Raw genomic sequence first — 25,087 nt, 5'->3', positions numbered from 1 at the left:
AGGCGATTGTAATTAAGATGCGGCCCACACGGTTCGGAGAACCCTCTGGCACGTCGGTTTCCGGCTGTCGGAACACTATTTCTGCAAAGCTGTCAAGAATCTGGCATACTGGCTGGCCGCCTTTGGATAAGGAGAGTGTCATGTCCACCCTGCGTATCAGAGCTTCCGCACGTAAGGCTGAAGCCGAAGTGGCCCTGGAAACCCGTGCAACCCTCGATGATCAGGTCGCAGCATTCCTGCGCCAGGGAGGGGAGATCCAGAAGGTCGCCAAGGGGGTCAGCGGTTTACCACAGAACGGCGCCTGGTCCATGTCGCGGACCAGCAAGAAAAAGTGATTCGTCGAGGGGGCCTTGCGCCCCCTTCTTGTTTTTCCGAGCCTAGAACCCTTTTCCAAGACGCTACAGGTGAATGCCGTGAGTTCCAGCAATCCCCTCCTGCAAGATTTCGACCTGCCCCCCTATTCCGCCATCAAGCCCGAGCACGTCGAGCCCGCCGTCGACCAGATCCTGGCCGACAACCGCGCCGCCCTCGCTGCGCTGCTGGCCGGGCAGGACGGCACCCCCAGCTGGAAGGGCCTGGTGCTGGCACTGGATGAACTGGGTGAGCGCCTGGGGCGTGCCTGGAGCCCGGTGAGCCACCTTAACGCCGTCTGCAACAGCGCCGAACTGCGCAACGCCTACGAGGCCTGCCTGCCCAAGCTGTCCGAGTACTGGACCGAAATGGGCCAGAACCGCGCCCTGTTCCAGGCCTACGAGGCCCTGGCCGCCAGCCCCGAGGCCGCCGGTTTCGACGTGGCGCAGAAGACCATCCTCGAACACGCCCTGCGCGACTTCCGCCTCTCCGGCATCGACCTGCCCACCGACAAGCAGCAGCGCTACGGCGAGATCCAGATGAAGCTCTCCGAGCTGGGCAGCCGCTTCTCCAACCAGCTGCTGGACGCCACCCAGGCCTGGACCAAGCACGTCACCGACGAAGCCGCCCTCGCCGGCCTCACCGACTCGGCCAGGGCGCAGATGAAGCAGGCCGCCGAAGCCAAGGGCCTGGACGGCTGGCTGATCACCCTGGAATTCCCCAGCTACTACGCGGTGATGACCTACGCCGACGACCGCGCCCTGCGCGAAGAGGTCTACACCGCCTACGCCACCCGTGCCTCCGACCAGGGCCCCAACGCCGGCCAGAACGACAACGGCCCGGTGATGGCCGAGATCCTCGACCTGCGCCAGGAGCTGGCCCGCCTGCTGGGCTTCGCCCACTTCGCCGACCTGTCCCTGGCCACCAAGATGGCCGAGACCACCCCCCAGGTGCTCGGCTTCCTGCGGGACCTGGCCCAGCGCAGCAAGCCCTTCGCCGCCCGCGACCTGGACGAGCTCAAGGCTTTCGCCGCCGAACGTGGCGTGGCCGACCTGAAGAGCTGGGACGTCGGCTACTTCAGCGAGAAGCTGCGTGAGCAGCGCTACAGCATTTCCCAGGAAACCCTGCGCGCCTACTTCCCCATCGACAAGGTGCTCACCGGCCTGTTCGCCATCGTGCAGAGGCTCTACGGCATCGAGATCCGCGAACTCAGCGGCTTCGACACCTGGCACCCGGACGTGCGCCTGTTCGAGATCCGCGAGAACGGCGAGCACGTCGGCCGCTTCTTCTTCGACCTCTACGCCCGTGCCAACAAGCGCGGCGGCGCCTGGATGGACGGCGCCCGCGACAAGCGCCGCAACGCCCGTGGCGAACTGGTCGCCCCGGTGGCCAACCTGGTGTGCAACTTCACCCCGGCCGTCGGCGACAAGCCCGCGCTGCTGACCCACGACGAAGTCACCACCCTGTTCCACGAGTTCGGCCACGGCCTGCACCACCTGCTCACCCGCGTCGAGCACGCCGGCGCCTCCGGCATCAACGGCGTGGCCTGGGACGCCGTCGAGCTGCCCAGCCAGTTCATGGAGAACTGGTGCTGGGAGCCGGAAGGCCTGGCGCTGATCTCCGGCCACTACCAGAGCGGCGAACCCCTGCCCCAGGACCTGCTGGACAAGATGCTGGCGGCGAAGAACTTCCAGTCCGGCCTGATGATGGTGCGCCAGCTGGAGTTCTCCCTGTTCGACTTCGAACTGCATGCCACCCACGGCGATGGCCGCAGCGTGCTCGACGTGCTGGAAGCGGTGCGTGACGAAGTGGCAGTGATGCGCCCACCGGCGTTCAACCGCTTCGCCAACAGCTTCGCGCACATCTTCGCCGGGGGTTACGCCGCCGGTTACTACAGCTACAAGTGGGCTGAAGTGCTCTCCGCCGACGCCTTCTCGAAGTTCGAGGAAGAAGGCGTGCTCAACCCGGCCACCGGCCGTGCCTTCCGCGACGCCATCCTCGCCCGGGGCGGTTCCCAGGCGCCCATGGTGCTGTTCGTCGACTTCCGTGGTCGCGAGCCCTCCATCGACGCCCTGCTGCGCCACAGCGGCCTCACGGAGGACGCTGCATGACCGCCACGCCGAAGCGCTTCATCGCCGGGGCCGTGTGCCCCGCCTGCAGCGAGATGGACAAGATCCAGATGTGGGACGAAGACGGCGTGCCGCACCGCCAGTGCGTCGGCTGCGGCTACGCCGACACCCTCAACGCCCAGGGCCAGTCGGTGCCCAAGGAGCTCGGCACCCGGGTCAACCAGGCCAAGCCCAAGCCGGCCGACCCCAAGGTGCAGAGCGTGCAGTTCTTCCCCAATCCCAAGCTGAAGAAATCCAGCGAGTAGCGACAAGGCCAAGGAGGGCGTCATGTGGCATCTGGTATGCGGTGACAACGCGGCCGAAGGCGTCGGCATCGTCCTCGGCGATTCCGTGGCCCATGAGTGGCTGCGGGTGCTGCGTGACGACCTCGCCGTCGGCCCGCTGAAGGACATCGAGCAGCCGCCCTGCGCCCGCCGCGCCGCCTTCTGGCGGGCGGTCTGGCCGGAGGGCGTGCACCCGATGCCGGACTTCGAGCGTGACCTGGGAGCGGATGCGCAGTGGCTCGCCGGGTTGGCCGATCAGGACCATGGGGTGACCGTCTGGCACGGCGACAGCGCCTCCGAGCAGTTGCTGCTGGCCCGCGTTGCCGCGGTGCTGGAGCACAGCGACCTGCCGTTCTGGGAAGTGCCCTGCGGTAGCGGCGACAGCAGCGTCACCCACCGCCGCGCGGTGGCCATGCACACGCCGACCGACCTGGCCGAGCGCTACCTGCCGAGGCAGGTGGGGCCCGAGCGCCGCCATTACCTGGCGACCCAATGGCGCAGCGTGCTGGCCGAAGGTGCCGGCATCCGCCGTTGGCGACAGGAGGTGTTCCATGGCGAGGACTTCAGCTTCATCGATGCCGATCTGCTGCAGCACTGCAGTTCCGACTGGCAGCCGCTGGCGCGGGTGATGGCCGACGTCATGGCCAGCTGCGATGGTTTCTTCGCCACCGACTTCTTCCTCTTCTGGCGGGCGCGGGAACTGGCCGCCCAGGGCCGGGTCGAGATCGGTGGTGAGCCGGCCGCCAACGGCTACGGCAACCTTCGGGTGCGTCGCCTGCCGGGCTGATCCCGGCGGCGCTCCTTCCCCCCTTCGCAGCGCACAGGAGGTGCCATGCACGGCCCCGACCCTCGCAACCCGCACCCCATGGCGGGCTTCCCCCAGGTCTGCTTCATCCGCAACACGGTGAGCAACCCGCAGATCGAGATCGGCGAATACACCTACTACGACGACCCGGAGGATTCGGAGCACTTCGAGCGCAACGTGCTCTACCTCTTCCCCTTCATCGGTGACCGCCTGGTGATCGGACGCTTCTGCGCCATCGCCCGTGGGGTGAAGTTCATCATGAACGGCGCCAACCACAAGCTCTCCGGCTTCTCCACCTACCCCTTCCAGATCTTCGGCGGTGGCTGGGAACACCACATGCCCGACCTGTCGGAGTTCCCCAACAAGGGCGACACCCTGATCGGCAACGACGTGTGGATCGGCTACGAGGCGCTGATCATGCCCGGGGTGAAGATCGGCGACGGCGCCATCATCTCCTCCCGCTCGGTGGTGACCCGCGACGTGCCGCCCTACACAGTGGTCGGCGGCAACCCGGCCGAGCCGCTGAAGCAGCGCTTCCCCGATGCGGTGGTGGAGCGCCTGCTGGCCATCGCCTGGTGGGACTGGCCGGTGGAGAAGGTCAGCCGGCACCTGGCGGCGATCATGGCGGCCGACCTCGATGCCCTGGAGCGCTGCGCCTGCGAGGCGTGAGGCGAACTGCGTCACTTCCGCCGTGCTGTCGCCTTGCCCGGACGCGGGGCCGGGAGTAGTTTTCCCGGCTGTGCCGCCGCGCACAGGGAGCTGCAGCACGACGCAGCGACAGCGCAAGGAGATTCCCCCAGTGCCCACCTTCACCCGAAACAACAAGCCGGTCGTCGGCACCCTCGACCTCGTGGTTGGTAACACGTTGCGACTGAAGCTCAACGGCCTGGGGCCGGGCAAGAAGCACTACCGCATCAAGAGCGCCAACGCCTGTCTGGAAATCACCCAGAACGCTAACGACCGTCAGGCCGAGCAGACCCTTGCCATCAAGGCGCTGCGTGCATGCGAAGGGGTTCGGGTCGAGGCCTTTTCCGCCGTCGACGACCTGCCGTCCGGCATCCATGTGGTCATCAACGTTCTGGAAGCGCTCCAACTACCCGATGGCAAGACCGACGAGGGCTGTCTCGCCCGCCTGCTTCTGGCCGAATCGGTGGTGCCGCCGAATGCCGCTGGCCTGGAGGAAGCGCTCTACTCCATGCAGCTGATGCGTCAGGTCATCGAGAACCGCATGGCATTTTCCGAGCCGAAGCACTTCGGCAAACCCGCCGGCAAGACCATGACGGCGTTCATCACCGCCAAGGACCCGCTGCAGTTCGAAGGGTTCGGCAACTACCCCGCCATCGGCTCCAAGCAGGTCAAGGTCGACGGCTACGTGAAACTGGCCAACGACGGCTCCGACCTGCGCTTCGCCTTCCTGCGGCAGCATGTGCAGAACGCTCTGGACGTTGCAGCGGGCAGAAGTGTGGCCAAACCCTACAAGCCAGCGCTCTACGCCTGGATGACGGCTGGCAACGATCCAGGCGGCTACTTCGTCAAGGCTCTCGATAAGGGCGGGCAAGTGTTCTTCAGCCTCCAGCAGGCTTTCATCGACAACCCCAACAACCCGGGTAAACCGAAGAAATGAACAGTTCACGCCTCGCTGGATGGCTTTCCAGCACACTGCTTTTCGTTGCGCTCGGCGCCTGCGCGGCTGGCGCCTTCGGGCCGTCGATCTATACCGACCAGGTGGCCCGCTTCGACATCAACGCGGACAAGGCCTTCGCCAACCCCGAGCAGGACATGCGCTACCTGCTGGTGCAGGCCCAGCGCAACGACCGGCCCAACCACTTCTGCGTGGTCGGCTATCAATGGGCGGATGGCTCGCGCAAGGCGGCGGTGCACTGGCAGGAGGGCGAACGCATCGTCCTCTGGGGCGGCAAGTCCGGCTGGGGCGATGAGTTCAAGTACGCCGACTCCATGGCCATGGCCAATTCGGTGGACCTCAAGAACGGCCTGGTGGACACCGACGAGCAGCGCTTCGGCAGCAGCTTCCTGCAGCTGCGCGCCTCCGCCGAAGGCACGCTGGCCGACTGCAAGGCCCATGGCCGGCAGTACCTCATCGAGCCGTTCACGCCGCCGAGCGAGGACGAGTAGGGCTTTCCGACGAAAACCGTCTGGCGCATGGCGCTGTCTGAATATACTGTTCATGCATACAGTATTTTCGGAGCGCCCCGCCATGTCCGTCACCCTCCCGCCCCGTGGTCGGGGAACCGGCAGCAACCCCTACAACCGCTTCGCCCCGACCCTCTCGGTGGCCGAGGACGACGGCTGGTACCAGGAAGTGCCGCCGACCCGCGCCACCGAGGTACGCATCGAGACGGCCAAGAGCATCATCGCCCGCAACCAGTCGCCGGACCTGCCCTTCGACCGCTCCATCAACCCCTACCGTGGCTGCGAGCACGGCTGCATCTACTGCTACGCGCGGCCCAGCCACGCCTATTGGGACCTGTCCCCCGGCATCGACTTCGAGACCCGGCTGATCGCCAAGACCAACGCCGCCGCCCTGCTGGAGCAGCAGCTGAGCAAGCCCGGCTACCAGTGCGCGCCCATCGCCCTGGGGGCCAACACCGACCCCTACCAGCCCATCGAGCGCGAGCACCGCATCACCCGCCAGGTGCTGGAGGTGCTGCTGCGCTACCGCCATCCGCTGACCATCGTCACCAAGGGCTCGCTGCTGCTGCGTGACCTCGACCTGCTGACCCAGCTGGCCGAGCAGCGCCTGGTGAAGGTGATGATCAGCCTCACCACCCTCGACGATGAGCTCAAGCGCATCCTCGAACCGCGCGCAGCGGCGCCCTCCGCGCGGCTGCGGGCGATTCGCGTGCTGCGCGAGAACCGCGTACCGGTGGGCGTGCTGTGCTCGCCGATGATCCCGATGATCAACGACAGCGAACTGGAGAGCCTGCTGGAGGCGGCCCGCGATGCCGGCGCACGCAGCGCCTCCTACATGCTGGTGCGCCTGCCCCGGGAGGTGGCGCCACTGTTCGAGGAATGGCTCCAGGCCCACTACCCGCAACGCGCGGCCCACGTGATGAGCATCATCCGCCAGTGCCGGGGCGGCGAGGTGTACGACAGCCGCTTCGGCAAGCGCTTCACCGGCGAAGGCGCCTTTGCCGCGTTGCTGGCCCAGCGCTTCGCCGTGGCCATGCGTCGCCTGGGGCTGGAGAAGCGCGGTGACGTGGCGCTGGACTGCTCGCGCTTCTGCCCGCCCGGCGGGCAGATGGCCCTGCTGTGAGCGATGGGATGAACGGCACGGGTTTTACGCGCCCGGTGTGTGACCGCAACGCGCCGAACGGTGTCCTGTAGGGGGTCGGATAAATCCGACCGTATCGGTAAAGTAATCCCACTTACCCCTACAGAGTCCAAGGCGAACGAGGTCGGCATGAGCGACGAGCACGATACCCCGCAACCCCAGGAAAGCGCCGAAGAAGCGCTGCGCAACATCGTCGAAGGTTTCCAGCGTTTCCGCGACCAGGTCTATCCGGAGCAGGAAGAGCTGTTCAAGCGCCTGGCCCATGAGCAGAAACCCCGCGCCATGTTCATCACCTGCGCCGACTCGCGCATCGTCCCGGAGCTGATCACCCAGAGCTCGCCGGGCGACCTGTTCGTCACCCGCAACGTCGGCAACGTGGTGCCGCCCTACGGCCAGATGAACGGCGGCGTCTCCACCGCCATCGAGTTCGCCGTCATGGCCCTCGGCGTGCACCACATCATCATCTGCGGCCACTCCGACTGCGGCGCGATGAAGGCGGTGCTCAACCCCGAGCAGCTGGAGCGCATGCCCACCGTCAAGGCCTGGCTACGCCACGCCGAAGTGGCCCGCACCGTGGTCGCCGAGAACTGCGGCTGCGCCAACCACGAGACCCTGGGCGTGCTGACCGAGGAGAACGTGGTGGCCCAGCTGGACCACCTGCGCACCCATCCCTCGGTGGCCGCACGCCTGGCCAGCGGGCAGCTGTTCATCCACGGCTGGGTCTACGACATCGAGACCGCCGCCATCCGCGCCTACGACGCCGAGAGCGGCCGTTTCCGCACCATCGGCGACGGCCCGCTGCCGATGGCCACGCCCCGCGCCCGCTACCTGTAAGCCCCCGGCGCCCCGGCTGTGGCCGGGGCCCTGCGGGTCTCCTCCCTCTTCCCGTCCCCGCTGTTCCCCTCCGTTTCGCACCCCTCCCGGCGCGTTGCGCTCTTGGCCGACGCTGGCGGCGTGCCATCGTCCGCTCGTCTGTAAGCCGCATGCCAGAGCGGTTTATTCAGGTTGAGTTAAGGCTCGTGTTTAAGGTCTGTAGGGGCTTCGACCGCCTAGTTGAAGCGCCCTCCGCCAACCCGTGCGGAGCCCACCGGGGCATGACGCCCATCCGACCTTCAGGAGGACCCATGAAACAGGACATTCACCGCATTCGACCCGGGCAGTCTGCCGGCCTCGGCGGCCACCCCGCCGAGGCCACCTTCGCCGCGCTGGTTGACGGCTGCCGGCGCTTCCGCGAGCAGGTATTCCCCGAGCAGCGGGCTCTGTTCCAGCGCCTGGCCCGCAGCCAGGCACCGCGCACCTTGTTCATCACCTGCGCCGACTCCCGCGTCGCCCCCGAGCTGATCACCCAGAGCGCCCCCGGCGACCTGTTCGTCACCCGCAACGTCGGCAACCTGGTGCCGGCCTACGGGCAGATGAATGGCGGCGTCTCCACCGCCATCGAGTACGCCGTGCTGGCCCTGGGTGTGCAGCACATCATCGTCTGCGGCCATTCGGACTGCGGCGCCATGAAGGCGGTGCTGGCCCCCGAGACCCTCGGCCCCATGCCTACCGTGCGCGCCTGGCTGCGCCATGCCGAGGTGGCCCGCAGCCTGGTGGAGCGCAACTGCACCTGCGCTGCCCACGACACCCTCGGCGTGCTCACCGAGGAGAACGTGGTGGCCCAACTGGACCACCTGCGCACCCACCCCGCCGTCGCCGCCCGCCTGGCGGCCGGCCAGCTGTACATCCATGGCTGGGTCTACGACATCGAGACCGCTGCCATCCGCGCCTACGACGCCGAGACGGGCGGCTTCCGCCCGCTGGAGGAGGCCAGCGCGAGCATGGCCACCCCGCGTCCCCGCTACCTGGCGTCCTGACGCCCGCCCCTTGCCACGGCACCCGCTGGGCTGCCGTGCCCCTTGCTGCGCTCAGGAGAATTCGCCATGCGCCTTGCTGAACTCAAGAACACGTTGCCACGGGAGGCGCTCGCCTCGGTGGTGGTCTTCCTCGTTGCCCTGCCGCTGTGCATGGGCATCGCCATCGCCTCCGGCATGCCGCCGGCCAAGGGCCTGGTCACCGGCATCATCGGCGGCCTGGTGGTGGGCTGGCTGGCCGGCTCGCCGCTGCAGGTCAGCGGTCCGGCGGCCGGGCTCGCCGTGCTGGTCTTCGAACTGGTGCGCGAGCACGGCGTGGCCATGCTCGGGCCGATCCTGGTGCTGGCCGGCGCCCTGCAACTGCTGGCCGGCCGCTTGCGCTTGGGCTGCTGGTTCCGCGTCACCGCCCCGGCGGTGGTGCAGGGCATGCTGGCCGGCATCGGCATCCTCATCGTGCTGTCCCAGGTCCACGTGATGTTCGACGCCAGCCCCCAGGCCTCCGGCCTGGACAACCTGCTGGCCTTCCCCGCCACGTTGCTGGAGGCGGCCCGCCAGTTCGGCCCCGGCGGCGACCTCGATGCCGCCCTGCTGGGGCTCGGCACCATCCTGGTGATGCTGGCCTGGGAACGCTGGCGGCCGGGCGCGCTGCGCTTCCTGCCCGGCGCGCTGATCGGCGTCGGCCTGGCCACCCTGGCGGCCAGCGGGCTCGACCTGCAGGTGAACCGCGTGCAGGTGCCGGCCACCCTCGGCGAGGCCATCGACTGGCTGCAGCCGGCGGACCTGCTGCGCCTGGCCGATCCTCAGCTGCTGCTGGCGGCGCTGGTGCTGGCCTTCGTCGCCAGTGCCGAGACGCTGCTCTCCGCCGCTGCCGTGGACCGCATGCACAGCGGCCCGCGCTCCGACCTGGACCGCGAGCTGTCGGCCCAGGGCGTCGGCAACCTGCTGTGCGGGGTGCTCGGCGCGCTGCCGATGACCGGGGTGATCGTGCGCAGCTCGGCCAACGTCCAGGCCGGCGCGCGGACCCGCCTCTCGGCGGTGCTGCACGGCGCCTGGCTGCTGGCCCTGGTGGCGCTGCTGCCGGGCCTGCTGCAGCAGATCCCCATCGCCAGCCTGGCCGGTGTGCTGGTCTACACGGGCATCAAGCTGGTGGACCTCAAGAGCCTGCGCGGCCTCGGCCGCTACGGGCGCGCACCGTTGGCGATCCATGCCGCCACGGCGCTGGGCATCGTCGCCTTCGACCTGCTCACCGGGGTGCTGATCGGCTTCGGTTTGACCCTGGCCAAGCTGGCCTGGAAGGCCTCGCGGCTGAAGATCGTCCTGGCGCCCATCGGCCCGAACGAGGCGGAGCTGCGCCTGGTGGGCGCAGCCACCTTCCTGCGGGTGCCGCAGCTGGCCGCGACCCTGGAGGGCGTGGCACCGAGCGTCCGGCTGCACGTACCGCTGGACCGGCTCAGCTACATCGACCACGCCTGCATGGAGCTGCTGCAGGACTGGGGCCGCAACGCCGAGCGCCAGGGTGGCGAGCTGTGCATCGAGACGCGCGGGCTCAACCGGCGCCTGGAGGGGCGACGGCTGAGCCTGCGGGGGCGGACGGTCTGAGGGTCAGGCGGTGGCGCAGGGCGCCGGGTCCAGCTGCAGTTCGACGCCGAGCTGGCGCGACAGGCAGGGCCAGCGCTTCCACGCCGCCTCCACCTTCGGGTCGTGCCGCCGCGCGCGGTACTGCTGCACCGACTCGCGCTGGAACACGCCTGGGTCCAGCATGCCGTCCACCGCCAGGTGGACGGCCTCGTCCAGCTGGTTGGCGAAGGGCTCGCCGATGAGCTGGTGGGCGATCAGGTTGGCCACCGTGGTGTCCAGCGGGATCAGCGGCTCGCCCAGGTGGGCGATGTAGCGGTCGTTCACCTCCTCCACCAGGCGATGGGCCAGGTAGGCCTCGTCCAGCAGGCCGTCCAGCCCCTCGTGCCCGTGCACCACGCTGGGCGGCTGCAGGAAGAAGTGCTCGGCCACCTTCAGCACCGGCTTCACCTCCGCCTCGATACCGGCTTCGGCCGCGACGCTGGCGGCGGCGTCGAGCACGTCCGGCACCTGGTCGATGTAGGCCGCGACGAAGCGCGAGAGCACCCCGTGGGCATCGTCGCCAGGCAGGCGGATGGCCGGGTGCAGGCGGGACAGCTGGGCATCGAGCAGGCGCGCCAGGTGGCCGTGGACGGCTTCCTGGGCGTGGGCCTGGCGGATCAGTTCGCGCAGGGCGAGGGTGTTCATGACTGCTCCTGATTCAGGACATGGGATGGGAAGAACAGACCTTAGCCTGCCGTGGCCGGCGGCTAAGACCGGATTGTCATAATCGCGTAACGCTTATGCATCCAAGCGATAACGGGTCCCATTTACTTTACCAGCGAAGCCACGTCCGGCGCGGCCTGCGGCGCTGGGAACGTTCCGCACAGGATAAATTTCCCCGCGAATTGCCAGGTCGGACCCCCTGTCTATACTCCGACCCGAAGGCGTTACCTGATGACACCCGACTGTGCACCACGTGCTAGAGGTCGGCCGTTAAAGTCAGCCGTATTGACGACCGTCCCCCAGCCGCTGGCCCAGCCGGCGGGAAGAACAAGAACGATAAGGGGAACCCGCAATGATGCGACATCCGCGTGCCTGGATGGGATTCCTGCTGTGGTTGACGTTGACCCCGGTCCAGGCGGCCTGGACGGTCAACATGACGCCCGGCGCCACTGAAGTCAGTCAGACCGTATTCGACCTGCACATGACGATCTTCTGGATCTGCGTCGTGATCGGCGTGGTCGTCTTCGGCGTGATGTTCTGGTCGATGCTCGTCCACCGGCGCTCCACCGGCCAGGAACCGTCCCACTTCCACGAAAGCACCACGGTGGAGATCCTCTGGACCGTCGTGCCCTTCGTGATCCTGGTGGCGATGGCGGTGCCGGCCACCCGCACCCTGATCAACATCTACGACACCTCCGAGTCGGAGCTGGACATCCAGATCACCGGCTACCAGTGGAAGTGGAACTACAAGTACCTGGGCCAGGACGTGGAGTTCTTCAGCAACCTGGCCACGCCCGCCGACCAGATCCACAACAAGGCCGACAAGGGCGAGCACTACCTCTTGGAGGTGGACGAGCCGCTGGTGATCCCGGTGGGCACCAAGGTGCGCTTCCTGATCACCGCCGCCGACGTGATCCACTCCTGGTGGGTGCCGGCGCTGGCGGTCAAGCGCGACGCCATCCCCGGCTTCGTCAACGAGGCCTGGACCCGCATCGAGAAGCCCGGCCTCTACCGCGGCCAGTGCGCCGAGCTGTGCGGCAAGGACCACGGCTTCATGCCCATCGTGGTCGAGGCCAAGTCCCGCGAGGACTTCGCCAAGTGGCTCGACGAGCGCAAGGCCGAGGTGGCCAAGGTCAAGGAACTGACCGAGAAGGACTGGACCCTCGACGAACTGGTGGCCCGTGGCGACAAGGTCTACCACACCACCTGCGCCGCCTGTCATCAGCCCGAAGGGCAAGGCATGCCGCCCATGTTCCCGGCGCTGAAGGGCTCGAAGATCGCCACCGGGCCGAAGGAAGGCCACCTCGACATCGTCTTCCACGGCAAGCCCGGCACCGCCATGGCCGCCTTCGGCAAGCAGCTGTCGGAGGTCGACATCGCCGCCGTGATCACCTACGAGCGCAATGCCTGGGGCAACGCCAAGGGCGACATGGTCACGCCCAAGGAAGTCCTGGCCCTCAAACAAGCCGAGGAGAAATGACATGAGTGCAGTGATCGATCCGGACCACACTGGTCACGATCATGCCGGGCATGATCACCACCACGGCCCGGCCAAGGGCCTGATGCGCTGGGTGCTCACCACCAACCACAAGGACATCGGCACCATGTACCTGTGGTTCGCCTTCACCATGTTCCTGGTGGGTGGCTCCATGGCCATGGTGATCCGCGCCGAGCTGTTCCAGCCCGGCCTGCAGATCGTCGAGCCGGCCTTCTTCAACCAGATGACCACCATGCACGGCCTGATCATGGTCTTCGGCGCGGTGATGCCGGCCTTCGTCGGCCTAGCCAACTGGATGATCCCGCTGATGATCGGCGCGCCGGACATGGCCCTGCCGCGCATGAACAACTTCAGCTTCTGGCTGCTGCCGGCGGCCTTCGGCCTGCTCATCAGCACCCTGTTCAGCGCCGGCGGCGGGCCCAACTTCGGCTGGACCTTCTACGCCCCGCTGTCCACCACCTACGCGCCGGAGAGCGTCACCTTCTTCATCTTCGCCATCCACCTGATGGGCATCAGCTCGATCATGGGGGCGATCAACGTGATCGCCACCATCCTCAACCTGCGTGCCCCGGGCATGACCCTGATGAAGATGCCGCTGTTCGTCTGGACCTGGCTGATCACCGCCTTCCTGCTGATCGCGGTGATGCCGGTACTGGCGGGCTGCGTGACCATGATGCTGATGGACATCCACTTCGGCACCAGCTTCTTCAGCGCCGCCGGCGGTGGCGACCCGGTGCTGTTCCAGCACGTGTTCTGGTTCTTCGGCCACCCCGAGGTGTACATCATGATCCTGCCCGCCTTCGGCGCGGTCAGCTCGATCATCCCGGCCTTCTCGCGCAAGCCGCTGTTCGGCTACACCTCGATGGTCTACGCCACCGCCTCCATCGCCTTCCTCTCCTTCATCGTCTGGGCGCACCACATGTTCGTGGTGGGCATCCCGCTCACCGGCGAGCTGTTCTTCATGTACGCCACCATGCTGATCGCCGTGCCCACCGGGGTGAAGGTGTTCAACTGGGCCACCACCATGTGGCAGGGCTCGCTGACCTTCGAGACACCGATGCTGTTCGCCGTGGCCTTCGTCATCCTCTTCACCATCGGCGGCTTCTCCGGGCTGATGCTGGCCATCGCCCCGGCGGACTTCCAGTACCACGACACCTACTTCGTGGTGGCCCACTTCCACTACGTGCTGGTGCCCGGCGCCATCTTCGGCATCTTCGCCTCGGCCTACTACTGGCTGCCCAAGTGGACCGGCCACATGTACGACGAGACCCTCGGCAAGCTGCATTTCTGGATGAGCTTCATCGGCATGAACCTCGCCTTCTTCCCCATGCACTTCGTGGGGTTGGCCGGCATGCCCCGGCGCATCCCGGACTACAACCTGCAGTTCGCCGACTTCAACATGATCTCCTCCATCGGCGCCTTCACCTTCGGCGCCACCCAGCTGCTGTTCCTGTTCATCGTCATCAAGTGCATCCGTGGCGGCAAACCCGCCCCGGCCAAGCCCTGGGACGGTGCCGAGGGCCTGGAATGGAGCGTGCCCTCGCCGGCGCCGTACCACACCTTCAGCACCCCGCCCGAGGTGAAGTGACATGGACGGCGAGCTGGGAACCCGCCGCCTGATCCTGCGCCTGCTGGTGCTGGTGGTGGCGATGTTCGGCTTCGGTTTCGCCCTGGTGCCGATCTACGACGTCATGTGCGTCGCCTTCGGCATCAACGGCAAGACCAACACCAGCGCCTACGAAGGCAGCCAGGTGCAGGACGCCCAGCGCCAGGTGCGGGTGCAGTTCCTCGCCACCAACGCGGCGGACATGACCTGGGAGTTCCGCTCCAAGGCGGACGACCTGGTGGTGCACCCGGGGGCCAGCAACGAAATGCTGTTCATCGCCCACAACACCACCGACAAGCCCATGACCGCCCAGGCGATCCCCAGCATCTCGCCGTCCAAGGCCGCCGCCTATTTCCACAAGACCGAGTGCTTCTGCTTCACCCAGCAGGTGCTGCAGCCGGGCGAACGCATCGAGATGCCGGTGCGCTTCATCGTCGACCGCGACCTGCCGGCGGACGTGCACCACCTGACCCTCGCCTACACGCTGTTCGACATCACCGCCCGCAAGCCGCCAGTCGCCAAGAACTGAGGCGCGCAAGGAGAACGACACGATGGCTAGCCACGAGCAGTACTACGTCCCCGCCCAGAGCAAGTGGCCGATCATCGCCACCCTGGGCATGCTCATCACCGTCTACGGACTGGGCACCTGGTTCAACGACCTCAAGGCCGCGCGGCCCGAGTCCAATGGCCCGCTGATCTTCTTCATCGGCGCCCTGTGCCTGGCCTACATGCTGTTCGGCTGGTTCGGCGCGGTGATCAAGGAAAGCCGCGGCGGGCTCTACAGTTCGCAGATGGACCGCTCGTTCCGCTGGGGCATGAGCTGGTTCATCTTCTCCGAGGTGATGTTCTTCGCCGCCTTCTTCGGGGCCCTGTTCTACGTCCGCATGTGGGCCGGTCCCTGGCTGGGCGGTGAGGGGGCCAAGGGCGTGGCCAACATGCTCTGGCCGAACTTCCAGTACACCTGGCCGCTGCTGAACACCCCCGATCCCAAGCTGTTCCCCGGACCCAAGGCGGTGATCGACCCGTGGCACCTGCCGCTGATCAACACCATCCTGCTGGTGTCCTCCAGCTTCACCGTCACCTTCGCCCACCACGCGCTGAAGAAGAACAACCGCAAGCTACTGAAGATCTGGCTGGCCCTGACCATCCTGCTCGGCGCCAGCTTCCTCGCCCTGCAGGCCGAGGAATACGTGCACGCCTACCACGAGCTGGGCCTGACCCTCGGCTCCGGCATCTACGGCGCCACCTTCTTCATGCTCACCGGCTTCCACGGCGCCCACGTGACCATGGGCACCCTGATCCTCACCGTGATGCTGGTGCGCATCCTGCGCGGCCACTTCGACGCCGAACACCACTTCGGCTTCGAAGCCGCCAGCTGGTACTGGCACTTCGTGGATGTGGTCTGGGTGGGGCTGTTCATCTTCGTCTACGTGCTCTGAACCGCCCGCAGGCATTACCAGGTGGCGTGGGACACCAGCTGGCCGCTGTAGAAGCCCCAGGCCACCAGCGCCAGGATCGACGCGGCCAGCACCACACGGAGGGTCAGGGCGTTCACCAGGCGGGGGCCCTTGCCGGCGTCCTTGACCAGGAAGAACAGCCCGCTGAACAGGCTGGCCACCATGGCCAGCAGCAACACCAGGATGAGCGCCTTGAGCATGGGGCGACTCCGTCGACAGAAGGGGGACGTCGTGCAGTATAGCCAGCCCTACCCGGGCACCCGGCGACCCCGGGCCCGGCGCTTCCGACCCGGCTGGGTGCCCACCCTGGCGGTGCTCCTGCTGCTGCCTTTGCTGGTCGGCCTGGGCCTCTGGCAGCTCGGCCGCGCCGAGGAGAAGCGCCAGCTGCTGGCCGGCTACGAAGCCCGCCGGCAGGCCGACCCGGTGAGCGTGCTGGAGCTGGAGCGCCAGCCCGAACCCGCCTTCATGCGGGTGCGCCTGCAGGGTCGCTTCGACGCCCAGCACAGCCTCCTGCTGGACAACCGCATCCGCAACGGCCGCCCCGGCGTCGAACTGCTGCAACCCTTCTACGACCCCGCCAGCGGGCTCTGGGTGCTGGTCAACCGGGGCTGGCTGCCCTGGCCCGACCGCCGCACCCCGCCGACCTTCGACACCCCCGCCGCCGCCCAGGTGCTCGATGCCTGGGCCTACCTCCCGCCCGGCGCCAGCGTCGAACTGCGCCACGTGGAGAGCCGCGACTGGCCGCAGCTGATCAACCAGGTGGACGCCACCGCGCTCTGGCAGCGCCTCGGCCGTGGCGGCCTGCCCCTGGAACTGCGCCTGGAGCCCGGCAGCGCTGCCTACGACACCGACTGGCCGGTGGTGGCCATGGGCCCCGAACGCCACCTGGGCTACGCCGTGCAATGGTTCGCCATGGCCGTCGCCCTCTGCGCCTTGTACCTCTACCTCGGCATCCGCCAAGCACGGGAGCTTCCTGATGACGCCAGCCCTCGCTCTGCCTGAACGCCCGCGCCGCGCCCGCGGGCGCCTGCAACTGCTGCTGATCCTCGCCGTGGTGATCGGCCCCATGGTGCTGGCCTCGGCCATGTACCACCTGCGCTTCTGGGTGCCTGACGGGCGCAGCTACCACGGCACGCTGATCGGCAACGGCCAGCAGCGCGAAGACCTCGGCGTGCAGGGCGCCGCCGCCCCCGAGCGCTGGCAGTTGCTGGTGACCGCCCCGGCCGGCTGCGCCGCCGACTGCCAGCAGCTGGTCTACCTCGCCCGGCAGATCAACATCGGCCTGGGCCGCGAAGCCAATCGCGCCGACCACGCCCTGGCCCTGAGTGGCAGCCTCGACGAAGCCTTCCGCCAGACCCTGGAGCGCGACTACCCGCGCCTGGCCCGCTACGGCCTGGATCCGGCCACCTACAGCAAGGCCAGCGGCGGCAGCGTCCCGCAGCTGTGGATCGTCGACCCCCACGGCAACCTGGTGCTGCGCTACGACGGCCAGGTACCCGGCAAGCGCGTGCTCGACGACCTGCGCCACCTGCTGAAGCTGTCCAACATCGGCTGACCCGGCCCGCAGGAGACTGCCATGCCCCGCACCTCCCGACCCGGTTTCCCCCTCGCCGCCGTCGCCACGGTACTGGCCCTGGTGGTGGTGCTGCTCGGCGCCTACACCCGGCTCACCCACGCCGGCCTCGGCTGCCCCGACTGGCCGGGCTGCTACGGCTTCATCGGCGTACCGCAGACCGACGCCCAGCTGGCCCACGCCGAGCGCCACTTCCCCGAAGCCCCGGTGGAGGCGCAGAAGGGCTGGAACGAAATGATCCACCGCTACTTCGCCGGCACCCTCGGCCTGGCCATCCTCGGCCTTGCGGTGCACGCCCTGGTGCGGCGCGGGCGTGACGGCCAGCCCCTGCGCCTGCCGCTGGTGCTGCTCGGCGTGGTCATCACCCAGGCCGCCTTCGGCATGTGGACGGTCACCCTCAAGCTCTGGCCCCAGGTGGTCACCGCCCACCTGCTCGGCGGCTTCACCACCCTGGCCCTGCTGTTCCTGCTCAGCCTGCGCCTCTCCGGTGCGCTGCCGGCGCTCGGCCTGCCGGCGGGCCTGCGGCGGCTGGCGGCAGCGGCCCTGGCCCTGGTGATCGGGCAGATCGCCCTGGGCGGCTGGGTCAGCTCCAACTACGCGGCGGTGGCCTGCGTCGACCTGCCCACCTGCCACGGCCAGTGGTGGCCGGCGATGGACTTCGCCAACGGCTTCCACCTCACCCAGCACATCGGCCCCAACTACCTGGGCGGCCAGCTGGACAGCGACGCCCGCACCGCCATCCACATGACCCACCGCCTTGGCGCCCTGGTGGTGACCCTGACCCTGCTGGCGCTGGCCTGGCGCCTGCGCGGCGAAGGCCTCGGGCGCCTCGCCGGGCTGCTCCTGGCGGTGCTGGCGCTGCAGGTGGGGCTGGGCATCAGCAACGTGCTCTTCCACCTGCCGCTGCCGGTGGCCGTGGCCCACAACGGCGGCGGCGCCCTGCTGCTGCTGACCCTGGTGCTGGTGAACTACCGCGTGCGCGCCCCAGCCCTGGCAATCGAACCGGGCGACCCCGCCCTGCGCCTGCCTGCCGGCAAGCCCGCCTGACGACAAGAAGAAGGAGAGACGCCATGGCCACGCTGCTCCAGCATGGACACACCCAGGTCCACGCCACTTGGCGGGACTACCTGGAACTGACCAAGCCCAAGGTCGTGCTGCTGATGATCATCACCTCCCTGGTGGGGATGTTCCTCGCCACCCGCGCCGGCGTGGCCTGGGAGGTCCTGGTGTTCGGCAACCTCGGTATCGCCCTCTGCGCCGGCGCGGCGGCGGCGGTGAACCACGTGGTGGACCGGCGCATCGACGCCATCATGGCGCGCACCCTCAAGCGCCCCGTCGTCAGCGGGCGCGTCTCGCCGCTGGCGGCCCTGGCCTTCGCCCTGTTGCTGGCGGTGGCCGGCCTGGCCCTGTTGCTGCGCTTCACCAACGAACTGGCGGCCTGGCTCACCCTCGCCTCGCTGCTGGGCTACGCCGTGCTCTACACCGGCTTCCTCAAGCGCGCCACGCCGCAGAACATCGTCATCGGCGGGCTGGCCGGGGCCGCCCCGCCGCTGCTGGGCTGGGTCGCCGTTACCGGCCACGTCTCCGCCGAGCCGCTGCTGCTGGTGCTGATCATCTTCGCCTGGACCCCGCCGCACTTCTGGGCCCTGGCCATCCACCGAAAGGCCGAGTACGCCAAGGCCGACATCCCCATGCTCCCGGTCACCCACGGCGAGCACTACACCAAGGTGCACATCGTCCTCTACACCCTGGTGATGTTCGCCGTCAGCCTGCTGCCCTACGCCATCCACATGAGCGGGCTGCTCTACCTGGCCTGCGCCGTGCTGCTCGGCGGGCGCTTCCTGCAGTGGGCCTGGAGGCTCTACCGCGACAGCCGACCGCACGCCGCCATCGGCACCTTCAAGTACTCTATCGCCTACCTTTTCCTGCTCTTCATCGCCCTGCTGCTGGATCACTACCTGCTGCTGGCGGTCTGAGCCCCCCGGGCCCTGAGTAGGTCCTGATGCGTCGCCCCTCGCGCCCAGTGCCGCGAGGGGCAGGCCGCATCCCCGCGTTCGGACGAGCCCCGGCCCACCGGGCCTGATAGGCTTGCCGGCACCGCCCATTCCAAGCGAAGAGCAACCATGACCCGCGTGCAGAAAACCGTATTCGTCCTCATCGCCCTGGTGGCCCTGGTCCTGGGCCTGACCGTGAACAAGGTGCTCAACGGCCAGCGCCAGGCCGACCCCACCCGCCTGCTCGACGCCGGCATCGTCCTGCTGCCCCAGCCGCGCACCGTGCCCGCCATCAGCCTGACCGACCAGGACGGCAAGCCGATCGCCATGAACGAACTGAAGGACAAATGGAGCCTGCTGTTCTTCGGCTACACCTTCTGCCCCGACATCTGCCCCACCACCCTGGCGCAGATGCGCGAGCTCAAGGGCCTGCTGCCCGAGGCCGCGCGCGACCGCGTGCGCATCGTCATGGTCAGCGTCGACCCCAACCGCGACACCCCGCAGCAGCTCAAGCAGTACCTGGGCTACTTCGACCCGGCCTTCCTCGGCGCCACCGGCGAGCTGGCCAGCATCCAGAAGCTGGCCAACGCCGTCAGCATCCCGTTCATCCCGGCCGACACCAGCAAGGAAAACTACACCGTCGACCACAGCGGCAACCTGGTGGTGATCGGCCCGGACGGCACCCAGCGCGGCTTCATCCGCGCCCCGCTGAACAACCAGAAGCTCAAGGAACAGCTGCCGGTTCTGGTGACCCCGGCCAGCTGATTCCGTATCGATTTCTTATTTGAAATTGATTCTCAATAAAACTAGGATGGCGCTCCCTTCTCCTGTCAAAGCCAGGGAGCGCGCTTGTCGGAGCCCGATCTCAAGAGCCTGTTCATCCAGCACGCCAAGGCCCTTCGCAGCCTGCTGACGCGCAAGGTACGGGACCCGCAACTGGCCGCCGACCTGGTGCAGGAAAGCTTCCTGCGCCTGGCCGAGCAGCGCGGCAAGGACGCCATCGACAACGGCCCCGCCTACCTCTACCGCACTGCCCACAACCTGCTGGTGGACCACGTGCGCCAGCAGGCCCGCCGGCGCACCGACCTGGTCCCCCAGGAAGCCCTGCACGAGATCGTCGAAGACGCCCCGCCCCTGGACGAACAGGCCGCCGCCGAGCAGCATCGGCGCCGCCTGCGCGAAGCCCTGGCCGAGCTGCCGCCGCGCACCCGCGAGATCTTCCGCCTCAACCGCCTGCACGGCCTGACCCATGCCGAAGTGGCGCGCCAGCTGGATATCTCCGACAGCTCGGTGCAGAAGCACCTGGCCAAGGCCCTCGCCCATGTCATGCAGCGCCTGCAGGACGGCCCGCGGAGCGACTGACGGATGGTTTACGGTGAATGGCGTCCCCGAACGTCAGCCTTCCTATAACGAGAAACGAGAGACCGACGTGATCAGCCAGCACCTGCGGGAGCAGCAAATACGCGAGGAAGCCGCCGACTGGGCGGTGCGCCTCAGCCAGGGCGACCCGGACCCGGCGCTGGCCGAGGCCCTGGCGCGCTGGTGCCAGGCCGACCCGCGCCACCCCGAGGCGCTGGCCTTCGCCCAGGCCACCTGGGACGCCCTTGGCCAACTGGCCGACGAACCGGCTGCCGGTGAACCGTCGCGCCGTCGTGCACCCAGGGACGCCGCGCGCCCGGCCCCCCGCACGCGCCGTCGCTGGCGCTGGGCCAGCGGGGTCGCCGCGCTGCTGCTGGTGGCGGTGCTGGGCGTGGACGCGGGCCGTCCGCTGCTGATGCCCCTGCTGGCCGACTACGCTTCCGGCACCGGCGAGGTACGCCGGGTCACCCTGCCCGACGGCAGCGAGGTGGAGCTGGACTCCCGCAGCGCCATCGACGTCCTCTACAGCGACGGCGAGCGGCGCGTCCGCCTGCTGGCCGGGGAAGCCTGCTTCAGCGTCGCGCCCATGGGGGGTGACGAACGCCGGCCCTTCGTGGTGGAAAGTGCCGGTGGCACCACCCGCGCCCTCGGCACCCGCTTCCTGGTGGGGGAGCGCGGGCAAGGGGCCTGGGTCGGCGTGCTCGAACACAGCGTCGCGGTGAACCTCGAAGGCGTTCCCGGTGAACGGGTACTGAGCGAGGGCCAGAGCGCCCGCTACGACCGCGTCCAGGGCATCCAGCCCCTGCTCGGGCTTGATCTGCAGCGGGCCAGCAGCTGGCGGCGCGGGGTGCTGGTGTTCGACCGGGTGCCTCTGGCCGAGGTGGCCGAACAGCTCAACCGCTACCGCACCCGCCGCCTGGTGGTCACCGACGCCCGCCTGGCGCGCCGGGAGGTCAGCGGCGTGTTCCGCCTCGACATCCTCGACGAGGCCCTCGACACCCTCACCCACGAACTGCACGCCCAGCGCCTGGACGTGCCCGGCGCCACCTTCCTCTACTGACCCTCCCGGGCCCGTATCGACGGGCCTGCGGCCTGCCCTCCCACCCGCGCGGAAATTTCTTTTACTGACTTTGCGTGAGTGGCGCGTCTTGCTGTTGAGAGTGATTTGCATTCACCGAACAACACCAAGCAGCCACAGGAACACACGATGAACGCACGCAAAGGGATGGGCCGGCGATTCCGCCGTTCGCTGCTCGTCTTGGGGGGACACTGGGCCCTGATCGGCGCGGGGGCCCTGCCCCTGGTCGCGGTGGAACAGGTCCACGCCGAAGCCGTCCAGGTCGCCTTCGACATCCCGGCCCAGGCCCTCGACCAGGCGGTGCTCACTTTCGCCGAACAGTCCGGCGTGCAGGTGATCTTCGACGCCTCGCGCTTCGCCGACCTCCAGGGCGCCCCGGTGCAGGGCCGCTACGCCGCCGACGAGGCCCTGCGCCGCCTGCTGCGGGGCACCCCGGTGAGCTTCCGCTTCACCTCCCCGCGTGAGGTCAGCCTGGTGCGCGAAGCCAGCGGCGACGTCCTGGAGCTGGGCGCCACTCAGGTGCAGGGCCAGGCCAACGCCCACGACTGGGTCTACGAGTCCCCCCGCTCGGTGGCGGTGATCGACCGCGAGCAACTGGACCGCAACCCGCCGCGTCACGCCGCCGACATGCTCGAACAGAGCGCCGGCGTGTACACCGCCGTCAGCCAGCAGGACCCGGGCCTCTCGGTGAACATCCGCGGCCTGCAGGACTACGGCCGGGTCAACATGAACATCGACGGCATGCGCCAGAACTTCCAGCAGAGCGGCCACCAGCAGCGCAACGGCACGATGTACATCGACCCGGAACTGCTCTCCGCCGTGACCATCGAGAAGGGCGCCACCTCCGGCATGGGCGGCGCCGGGGTGATCGGCGGGGTGGCCGAGTTCAGCACCCTCAACGCCCGCGACTTTATCCACGAAGGCAAGGAGTTCGGCGGCCGCGTGCGCGCCACCACCGGCCTGGGCGGTTACGCCAACGGCACCGACTTCATCGGCAGCAGTGCCTTTGCCCTGGGCAACGAGGTCGGCGACCTCCTCTTCGCCGCCAGCGAGCGCCACCTGGGCGACTACGACCCCGGCACCCACGGCAGCATCGGCCAGCTGCGCACCGGCTCCAGCTTCAACCCTGGCGTCGAGGAGCGCATCAAGCACTCGCCCGTGGCCTACTCCGGCTCCACCATGCGCTCGCGCCTGGCCAAGCTCGGCCTCAACCTGCCGGCCGACCAGCGCGTGCAGCTCAGCTACCTGCGCACCCAGGTGGCCTACGACGACGCCAACATGATGAACGTGGAGAAGGCCGAGCTCTGGGAGAAGCTCGGCAGCAGCAACGTGGTGTCGCAGAACGTCGCGCTGGACTACAGCTACAGCCCCGACGACCTGCTGGTGGACTTCAAGGCCAAGCTCTACCACGTCGACAACCGCAACCGGCAGACCACCCTGGCCCGTGGCAGCAGCGCCGGCTACGCCATCACCTACCAGACCGACACCTACGGCCTGCAGCTGGAGAACACCTCCACCTTCCTGCTCGGCGAGCTCACCACCCTCAAGGCCAACTACGGCCTGGAGTACTTCCAGGACAAGGTCCGCCCCGACTCCACCCAGGCCGTGGCCAGCGGCTCCGCCGTGGGCTTCCCGGTGTCCGAAGGCATGACCCCCAAGGGCGACCGCGCCATGGGCAGCCTGTTCGCCAACCTGCAGCTCGACTACGACGACTGGCTGACCCTGGACGCCGGCCTGCGCTACGACCGCTACCACCTGGAGGGCGAAACGGGCTTCAACATCACCCTCTATCGCCTCAACACCCCCGGCAACCCCACCTACAGCGTCCCGCTGCGCTACGAGGTGGACCGCGAGGAAGGCGCGTTCTCGCCCACCTTCGGCATCGCCCTCAAGCCCGGCCCGGACTGGCTGCAGCTCTTCGCCCGCTACGGCGAGGGCTGGCGCCCGCCGGCGGTGACCGAGACGCTGATTTCCGGCCGGCCCCACGGCAGCAGCGCGGAAACCATGTACCCCAACCCCTTCCTCAAGCCGGAAAGCTCCCAGTCCTGGGAAGTGGGGGTCAACATCTTCAAGCAGAACCTCTTCACCGACGGCGATGCCCTGGGCCTGAAGGTGGCCTACTTCGACACCCGCATCGACGACTTCACCTACATGTCGGTCGGGCTGCAGCGCCCGGGGGTGGGGGTGGCCGCCCTGGGGGTGTCGGCCTACGTCAACGACCGCACCAGCACCCGCTTCCGGGGCGTCGAGTACGCCCTCGACTACGACATGGGCGCCTACTACGGCAACCTCGCCTACACCCACATGATCGGCGAGAACGAGTACTGCTCGAACGAGGCCTGGCTCGGCGGCGCGGTGTCCCCCGTCTACGGCAGCGGCCGCCGTCCGCCGGTGACGGGCTACGTGCCCAACGCCACCGCCAACGCCATGGTGAGCTGCGGCGGCCACATGGGCAGCGCCGAGCACATGCCCATGGACCGCGGCAGCCTGACCCTCGGCACCCGCCTGCTCGACGGCCGCCTCGACCTCGGCGCGCGGGCCCGCTACAGCGAGGGCTACGCCCTGGACGCCGGCGACGCCGCCGCACGCGAGCAGGTCTACCCGGCGGACTGGAAGGCCTACACCGTCTACGACCTCTACGGCAGCTACAAGGCCACCGACAACCTGACCCTGCGCCTGGCCCTGGAAAACGTCACCGACCGCGCCTACCTGGTGCCCCTGGGGGACGTGCTCGCCTTCACCCTCGGCCGGGGCCGCACCCTGCAGGGCACCGTGGAATACACCTTCTGACCCGGATTTGCCCATGACGGGCAAAGCCGTCGCGCAGCGCCGTGCCGCGCGGCGGAAACCTCAACTGGAGACACTGCATGAGCCTTTCGATTTCCTACTCCGCCACCTACGCCAGCTGGACCATCACCGACTACCTGGCCGACTGGGCCGGCTACTTCGGCGATGCCAACCACCGCCCCGGCCAGGTGCAGGACGGCGTCAATACCGGCGGCTTCTACCCCGGCGCCCTCAGCGGCACCGAGTACGCCCTGACCAGCCCCAACAGCGACGCCGGCTTCGTCGCCGAAGGCAACCTCAGCTACTCGCTGTTCTCCAGCCCGGCCCACACCCTGTACGGCAACCTGGACAGCGTGTCCCTGGGCAGCGACCTGACCAAGACCGCCTCGGGCTTCGAGTTCGGCGCGGGCAAGGAAGAGGCCAGCTTCAGCGGCCTGGGGCTGTCGAGCCTGCTCAGCGAAGGCCACGCCGGCGCGGTCCACCAGGTGGTCTACGGCCTGATGGGCGGCAACACCAGCGCCCTGGAAAGCGTGCTGAACGACCTGCTGGACGACTACGGCGTGTCCACCGCCAGCACCTTCGACGCCGTGGCGGCCGCCCTGGCAGCCGGCCCGCTGAGCGTGGCACCGGCCGAAGCGGTGGGCCTGCAGCAGCCGCTGGACGACCTGGCCCTGGCGGCCTGATCGGCGGGAAAAGGAGACGCGAATGGAGGGTGACCCCCATTCGCGTGGAGTGACCCCCGCAGCCCGAGTCTTGGCGGGC

General features: G+C 68.3%; 26 protein-coding genes. 24 read left to right on the top strand and 2 right to left on the bottom strand.

The window, feature by feature from the left end; all coding sequences use genetic code 11:
• Positions 1–140 precede the first annotated feature (140 nt).
• The 11 genes from FBY21_RS20130 to FBY21_RS20080 all read left to right on the top strand — a co-directional run bounded on the left by FBY21_RS20130 (position 141) and on the right by FBY21_RS20080 (position 10,292).
• Positions 141–335, top strand: coding sequence for a hypothetical protein (locus tag FBY21_RS20130; RefSeq protein WP_044410186.1), 195 nt, complete (start codon positions 141–143; stop codon positions 333–335).
• 78 nt (positions 336–413) lie between these two features.
• Positions 414–2,462, top strand: coding sequence for an oligopeptidase A (gene prlC / locus FBY21_RS20125; protein ID WP_142013202.1), 2,049 nt, complete (start codon positions 414–416; stop codon positions 2,460–2,462).
• Positions 2,459–2,725 carry a YheV family putative zinc ribbon protein gene (locus FBY21_RS20120; protein ID WP_044410189.1) on the top strand — a complete coding sequence of 89 codons (267 nt, stop codon included), beginning with the start codon at positions 2,459–2,461 and terminating at the stop codon, positions 2,723–2,725. The genes prlC and FBY21_RS20120 overlap by 4 nt, the downstream gene beginning before the upstream one ends.
• A 22-nt stretch (positions 2,726–2,747) precedes the next feature.
• Positions 2,748–3,530 carry a DUF1835 domain-containing protein gene (locus FBY21_RS20115; RefSeq protein ID WP_142013200.1) on the top strand — a complete coding sequence of 261 codons (783 nt, stop codon included), beginning with the start codon at positions 2,748–2,750 and terminating at the stop codon, positions 3,528–3,530.
• Between the two features lie 45 nt (positions 3,531–3,575).
• On the top strand, positions 3,576–4,217 hold the full coding sequence (locus tag FBY21_RS20110) for a Vat family streptogramin A O-acetyltransferase (RefSeq protein WP_107329947.1): 642 nt from the start codon (positions 3,576–3,578) through the stop codon (positions 4,215–4,217).
• Positions 4,218–4,347: 130 nt separating this feature from the next.
• Positions 4,348–5,172, top strand: a complete 825-nt coding sequence (locus FBY21_RS20105; protein WP_074969907.1) for a hypothetical protein — start codon at positions 4,348–4,350, stop codon at positions 5,170–5,172.
• The gene (locus FBY21_RS20100; RefSeq protein WP_142013197.1) at positions 5,169–5,681 is read left to right on the top strand and encodes a hypothetical protein; all 513 of its coding nucleotides are present in this window, start codon (positions 5,169–5,171) and stop codon (positions 5,679–5,681) included. Before FBY21_RS20105 ends, FBY21_RS20100 begins: the two co-directional genes overlap by 4 nt.
• An 82-nt stretch (positions 5,682–5,763) precedes the next feature.
• Complete coding sequence (locus tag FBY21_RS20095; RefSeq protein ID WP_044410199.1) at positions 5,764–6,822, top strand: PA0069 family radical SAM protein; 1,059 nt, start codon at positions 5,764–5,766, stop codon at positions 6,820–6,822.
• 147 nt (positions 6,823–6,969) lie between these two features.
• On the top strand, positions 6,970–7,674 hold the full coding sequence (locus FBY21_RS20090) for a carbonic anhydrase (RefSeq protein ID WP_044410202.1): 705 nt from the start codon (positions 6,970–6,972) through the stop codon (positions 7,672–7,674).
• Between the two features lie 290 nt (positions 7,675–7,964).
• Entirely contained in the window at positions 7,965–8,696 is a 732-nt protein-coding gene (locus FBY21_RS20085; RefSeq protein ID WP_142013194.1) for a carbonic anhydrase, read from the top strand.
• A 66-nt stretch (positions 8,697–8,762) separates the two neighbouring features.
• The gene (locus FBY21_RS20080; protein WP_142013191.1) at positions 8,763–10,292 is read left to right on the top strand and encodes a SulP family inorganic anion transporter; all 1,530 of its coding nucleotides are present in this window, start codon (positions 8,763–8,765) and stop codon (positions 10,290–10,292) included.
• A gap of 3 nt (positions 10,293–10,295) precedes the next feature.
• Here FBY21_RS20080 and FBY21_RS20075 read toward each other — a convergent pair whose 3' ends face one another.
• Complete coding sequence (locus tag FBY21_RS20075; protein WP_142013189.1) at positions 10,296–10,955, bottom strand: hypothetical protein; 660 nt, start codon at positions 10,953–10,955, stop codon at positions 10,296–10,298.
• A gap of 370 nt (positions 10,956–11,325) precedes the next feature.
• On the opposite strand from FBY21_RS20075, the gene coxB reads away from it, so the two are divergent.
• From coxB to FBY21_RS20055, 4 genes are read left to right on the top strand one after another with little or no spacing between them, the layout of a single operon-like run.
• A complete protein-coding gene (gene coxB / locus FBY21_RS20070; protein ID WP_142013186.1) occupies positions 11,326–12,453 on the top strand; it encodes a cytochrome c oxidase subunit II in 1,128 nt (375 codons plus the stop codon).
• A 1-nt stretch (position 12,454) separates the two neighbouring features.
• The gene (gene ctaD / locus FBY21_RS20065; RefSeq protein WP_142013184.1) at positions 12,455–14,059 is read left to right on the top strand and encodes a cytochrome c oxidase subunit I; all 1,605 of its coding nucleotides are present in this window, start codon (positions 12,455–12,457) and stop codon (positions 14,057–14,059) included.
• A gap of 1 nt (position 14,060) precedes the next feature.
• Entirely contained in the window at positions 14,061–14,606 is a 546-nt protein-coding gene (locus FBY21_RS20060) for a cytochrome c oxidase assembly protein (protein ID WP_142013181.1), read from the top strand.
• Positions 14,607–14,628: 22 nt separating this feature from the next.
• Positions 14,629–15,516, top strand: a complete 888-nt coding sequence (locus FBY21_RS20055) for a cytochrome c oxidase subunit 3 (RefSeq protein WP_142013179.1) — start codon at positions 14,629–14,631, stop codon at positions 15,514–15,516.
• 14 nt (positions 15,517–15,530) lie between these two features.
• Here the strand turns inward: FBY21_RS20055 and FBY21_RS20050 are convergent, their stop codons facing one another.
• A complete protein-coding gene (locus FBY21_RS20050) occupies positions 15,531–15,734 on the bottom strand; it encodes a twin transmembrane helix small protein (RefSeq protein ID WP_044410219.1) in 204 nt (67 codons plus the stop codon).
• Positions 15,735–15,765: 31 nt separating this feature from the next.
• Between FBY21_RS20050 and FBY21_RS20045 the strand changes: the two genes are divergently transcribed.
• The 9 genes from FBY21_RS20045 to FBY21_RS20005 all read left to right on the top strand — a co-directional run bounded on the left by FBY21_RS20045 (position 15,766) and on the right by FBY21_RS20005 (position 25,008).
• A complete protein-coding gene (locus FBY21_RS20045) occupies positions 15,766–16,536 on the top strand; it encodes an SURF1 family protein (protein WP_253543757.1) in 771 nt (256 codons plus the stop codon).
• The gene (locus FBY21_RS20040) at positions 16,511–17,089 is read left to right on the top strand and encodes a hypothetical protein (RefSeq protein ID WP_107331452.1); all 579 of its coding nucleotides are present in this window, start codon (positions 16,511–16,513) and stop codon (positions 17,087–17,089) included. Before FBY21_RS20045 ends, FBY21_RS20040 begins: the two co-directional genes overlap by 26 nt.
• A 21-nt stretch (positions 17,090–17,110) precedes the next feature.
• Positions 17,111–18,154, top strand: a complete 1,044-nt coding sequence (locus tag FBY21_RS20035; protein ID WP_142013174.1) for a COX15/CtaA family protein — start codon at positions 17,111–17,113, stop codon at positions 18,152–18,154.
• 23 nt (positions 18,155–18,177) lie between these two features.
• Positions 18,178–19,083 (top strand): heme o synthase, encoded by a 906-nt coding sequence (cyoE, locus tag FBY21_RS20030; RefSeq protein ID WP_074969925.1) that lies wholly within the window; start codon positions 18,178–18,180, stop codon positions 19,081–19,083.
• Between the two features lie 147 nt (positions 19,084–19,230).
• Positions 19,231–19,866, top strand: coding sequence for an SCO family protein (locus tag FBY21_RS20025; RefSeq protein ID WP_044410236.1), 636 nt, complete (start codon positions 19,231–19,233; stop codon positions 19,864–19,866).
• 84 nt (positions 19,867–19,950) lie between these two features.
• Positions 19,951–20,463, top strand: a complete 513-nt coding sequence (locus FBY21_RS20020) for an RNA polymerase sigma factor (RefSeq protein WP_044410239.1) — start codon at positions 19,951–19,953, stop codon at positions 20,461–20,463.
• A 67-nt stretch (positions 20,464–20,530) separates the two neighbouring features.
• The gene (locus tag FBY21_RS20015) at positions 20,531–21,520 is read left to right on the top strand and encodes a FecR family protein (protein ID WP_142013172.1); all 990 of its coding nucleotides are present in this window, start codon (positions 20,531–20,533) and stop codon (positions 21,518–21,520) included.
• 147 nt (positions 21,521–21,667) lie between these two features.
• On the top strand, positions 21,668–24,328 hold the full coding sequence (locus FBY21_RS20010; protein ID WP_222119528.1) for a TonB-dependent receptor: 2,661 nt from the start codon (positions 21,668–21,670) through the stop codon (positions 24,326–24,328).
• Positions 24,329–24,405: 77 nt separating this feature from the next.
• A complete protein-coding gene (locus tag FBY21_RS20005) occupies positions 24,406–25,008 on the top strand; it encodes a heme acquisition protein HasA (protein ID WP_044410248.1) in 603 nt (200 codons plus the stop codon).
• Positions 25,009–25,087 lie beyond the last annotated feature (79 nt).

It is taken from the genome of Pseudomonas sp. SLBN-26 (assembly GCF_006715895.1).
GTDB classification, from domain to species: Bacteria; Pseudomonadota; Gammaproteobacteria; order Pseudomonadales; family Pseudomonadaceae; genus Metapseudomonas; species Metapseudomonas otitidis.
Note: the sequence above shows the minus strand (reverse complement) of the source record. Positions and strands in the feature narration are given on the sequence as shown.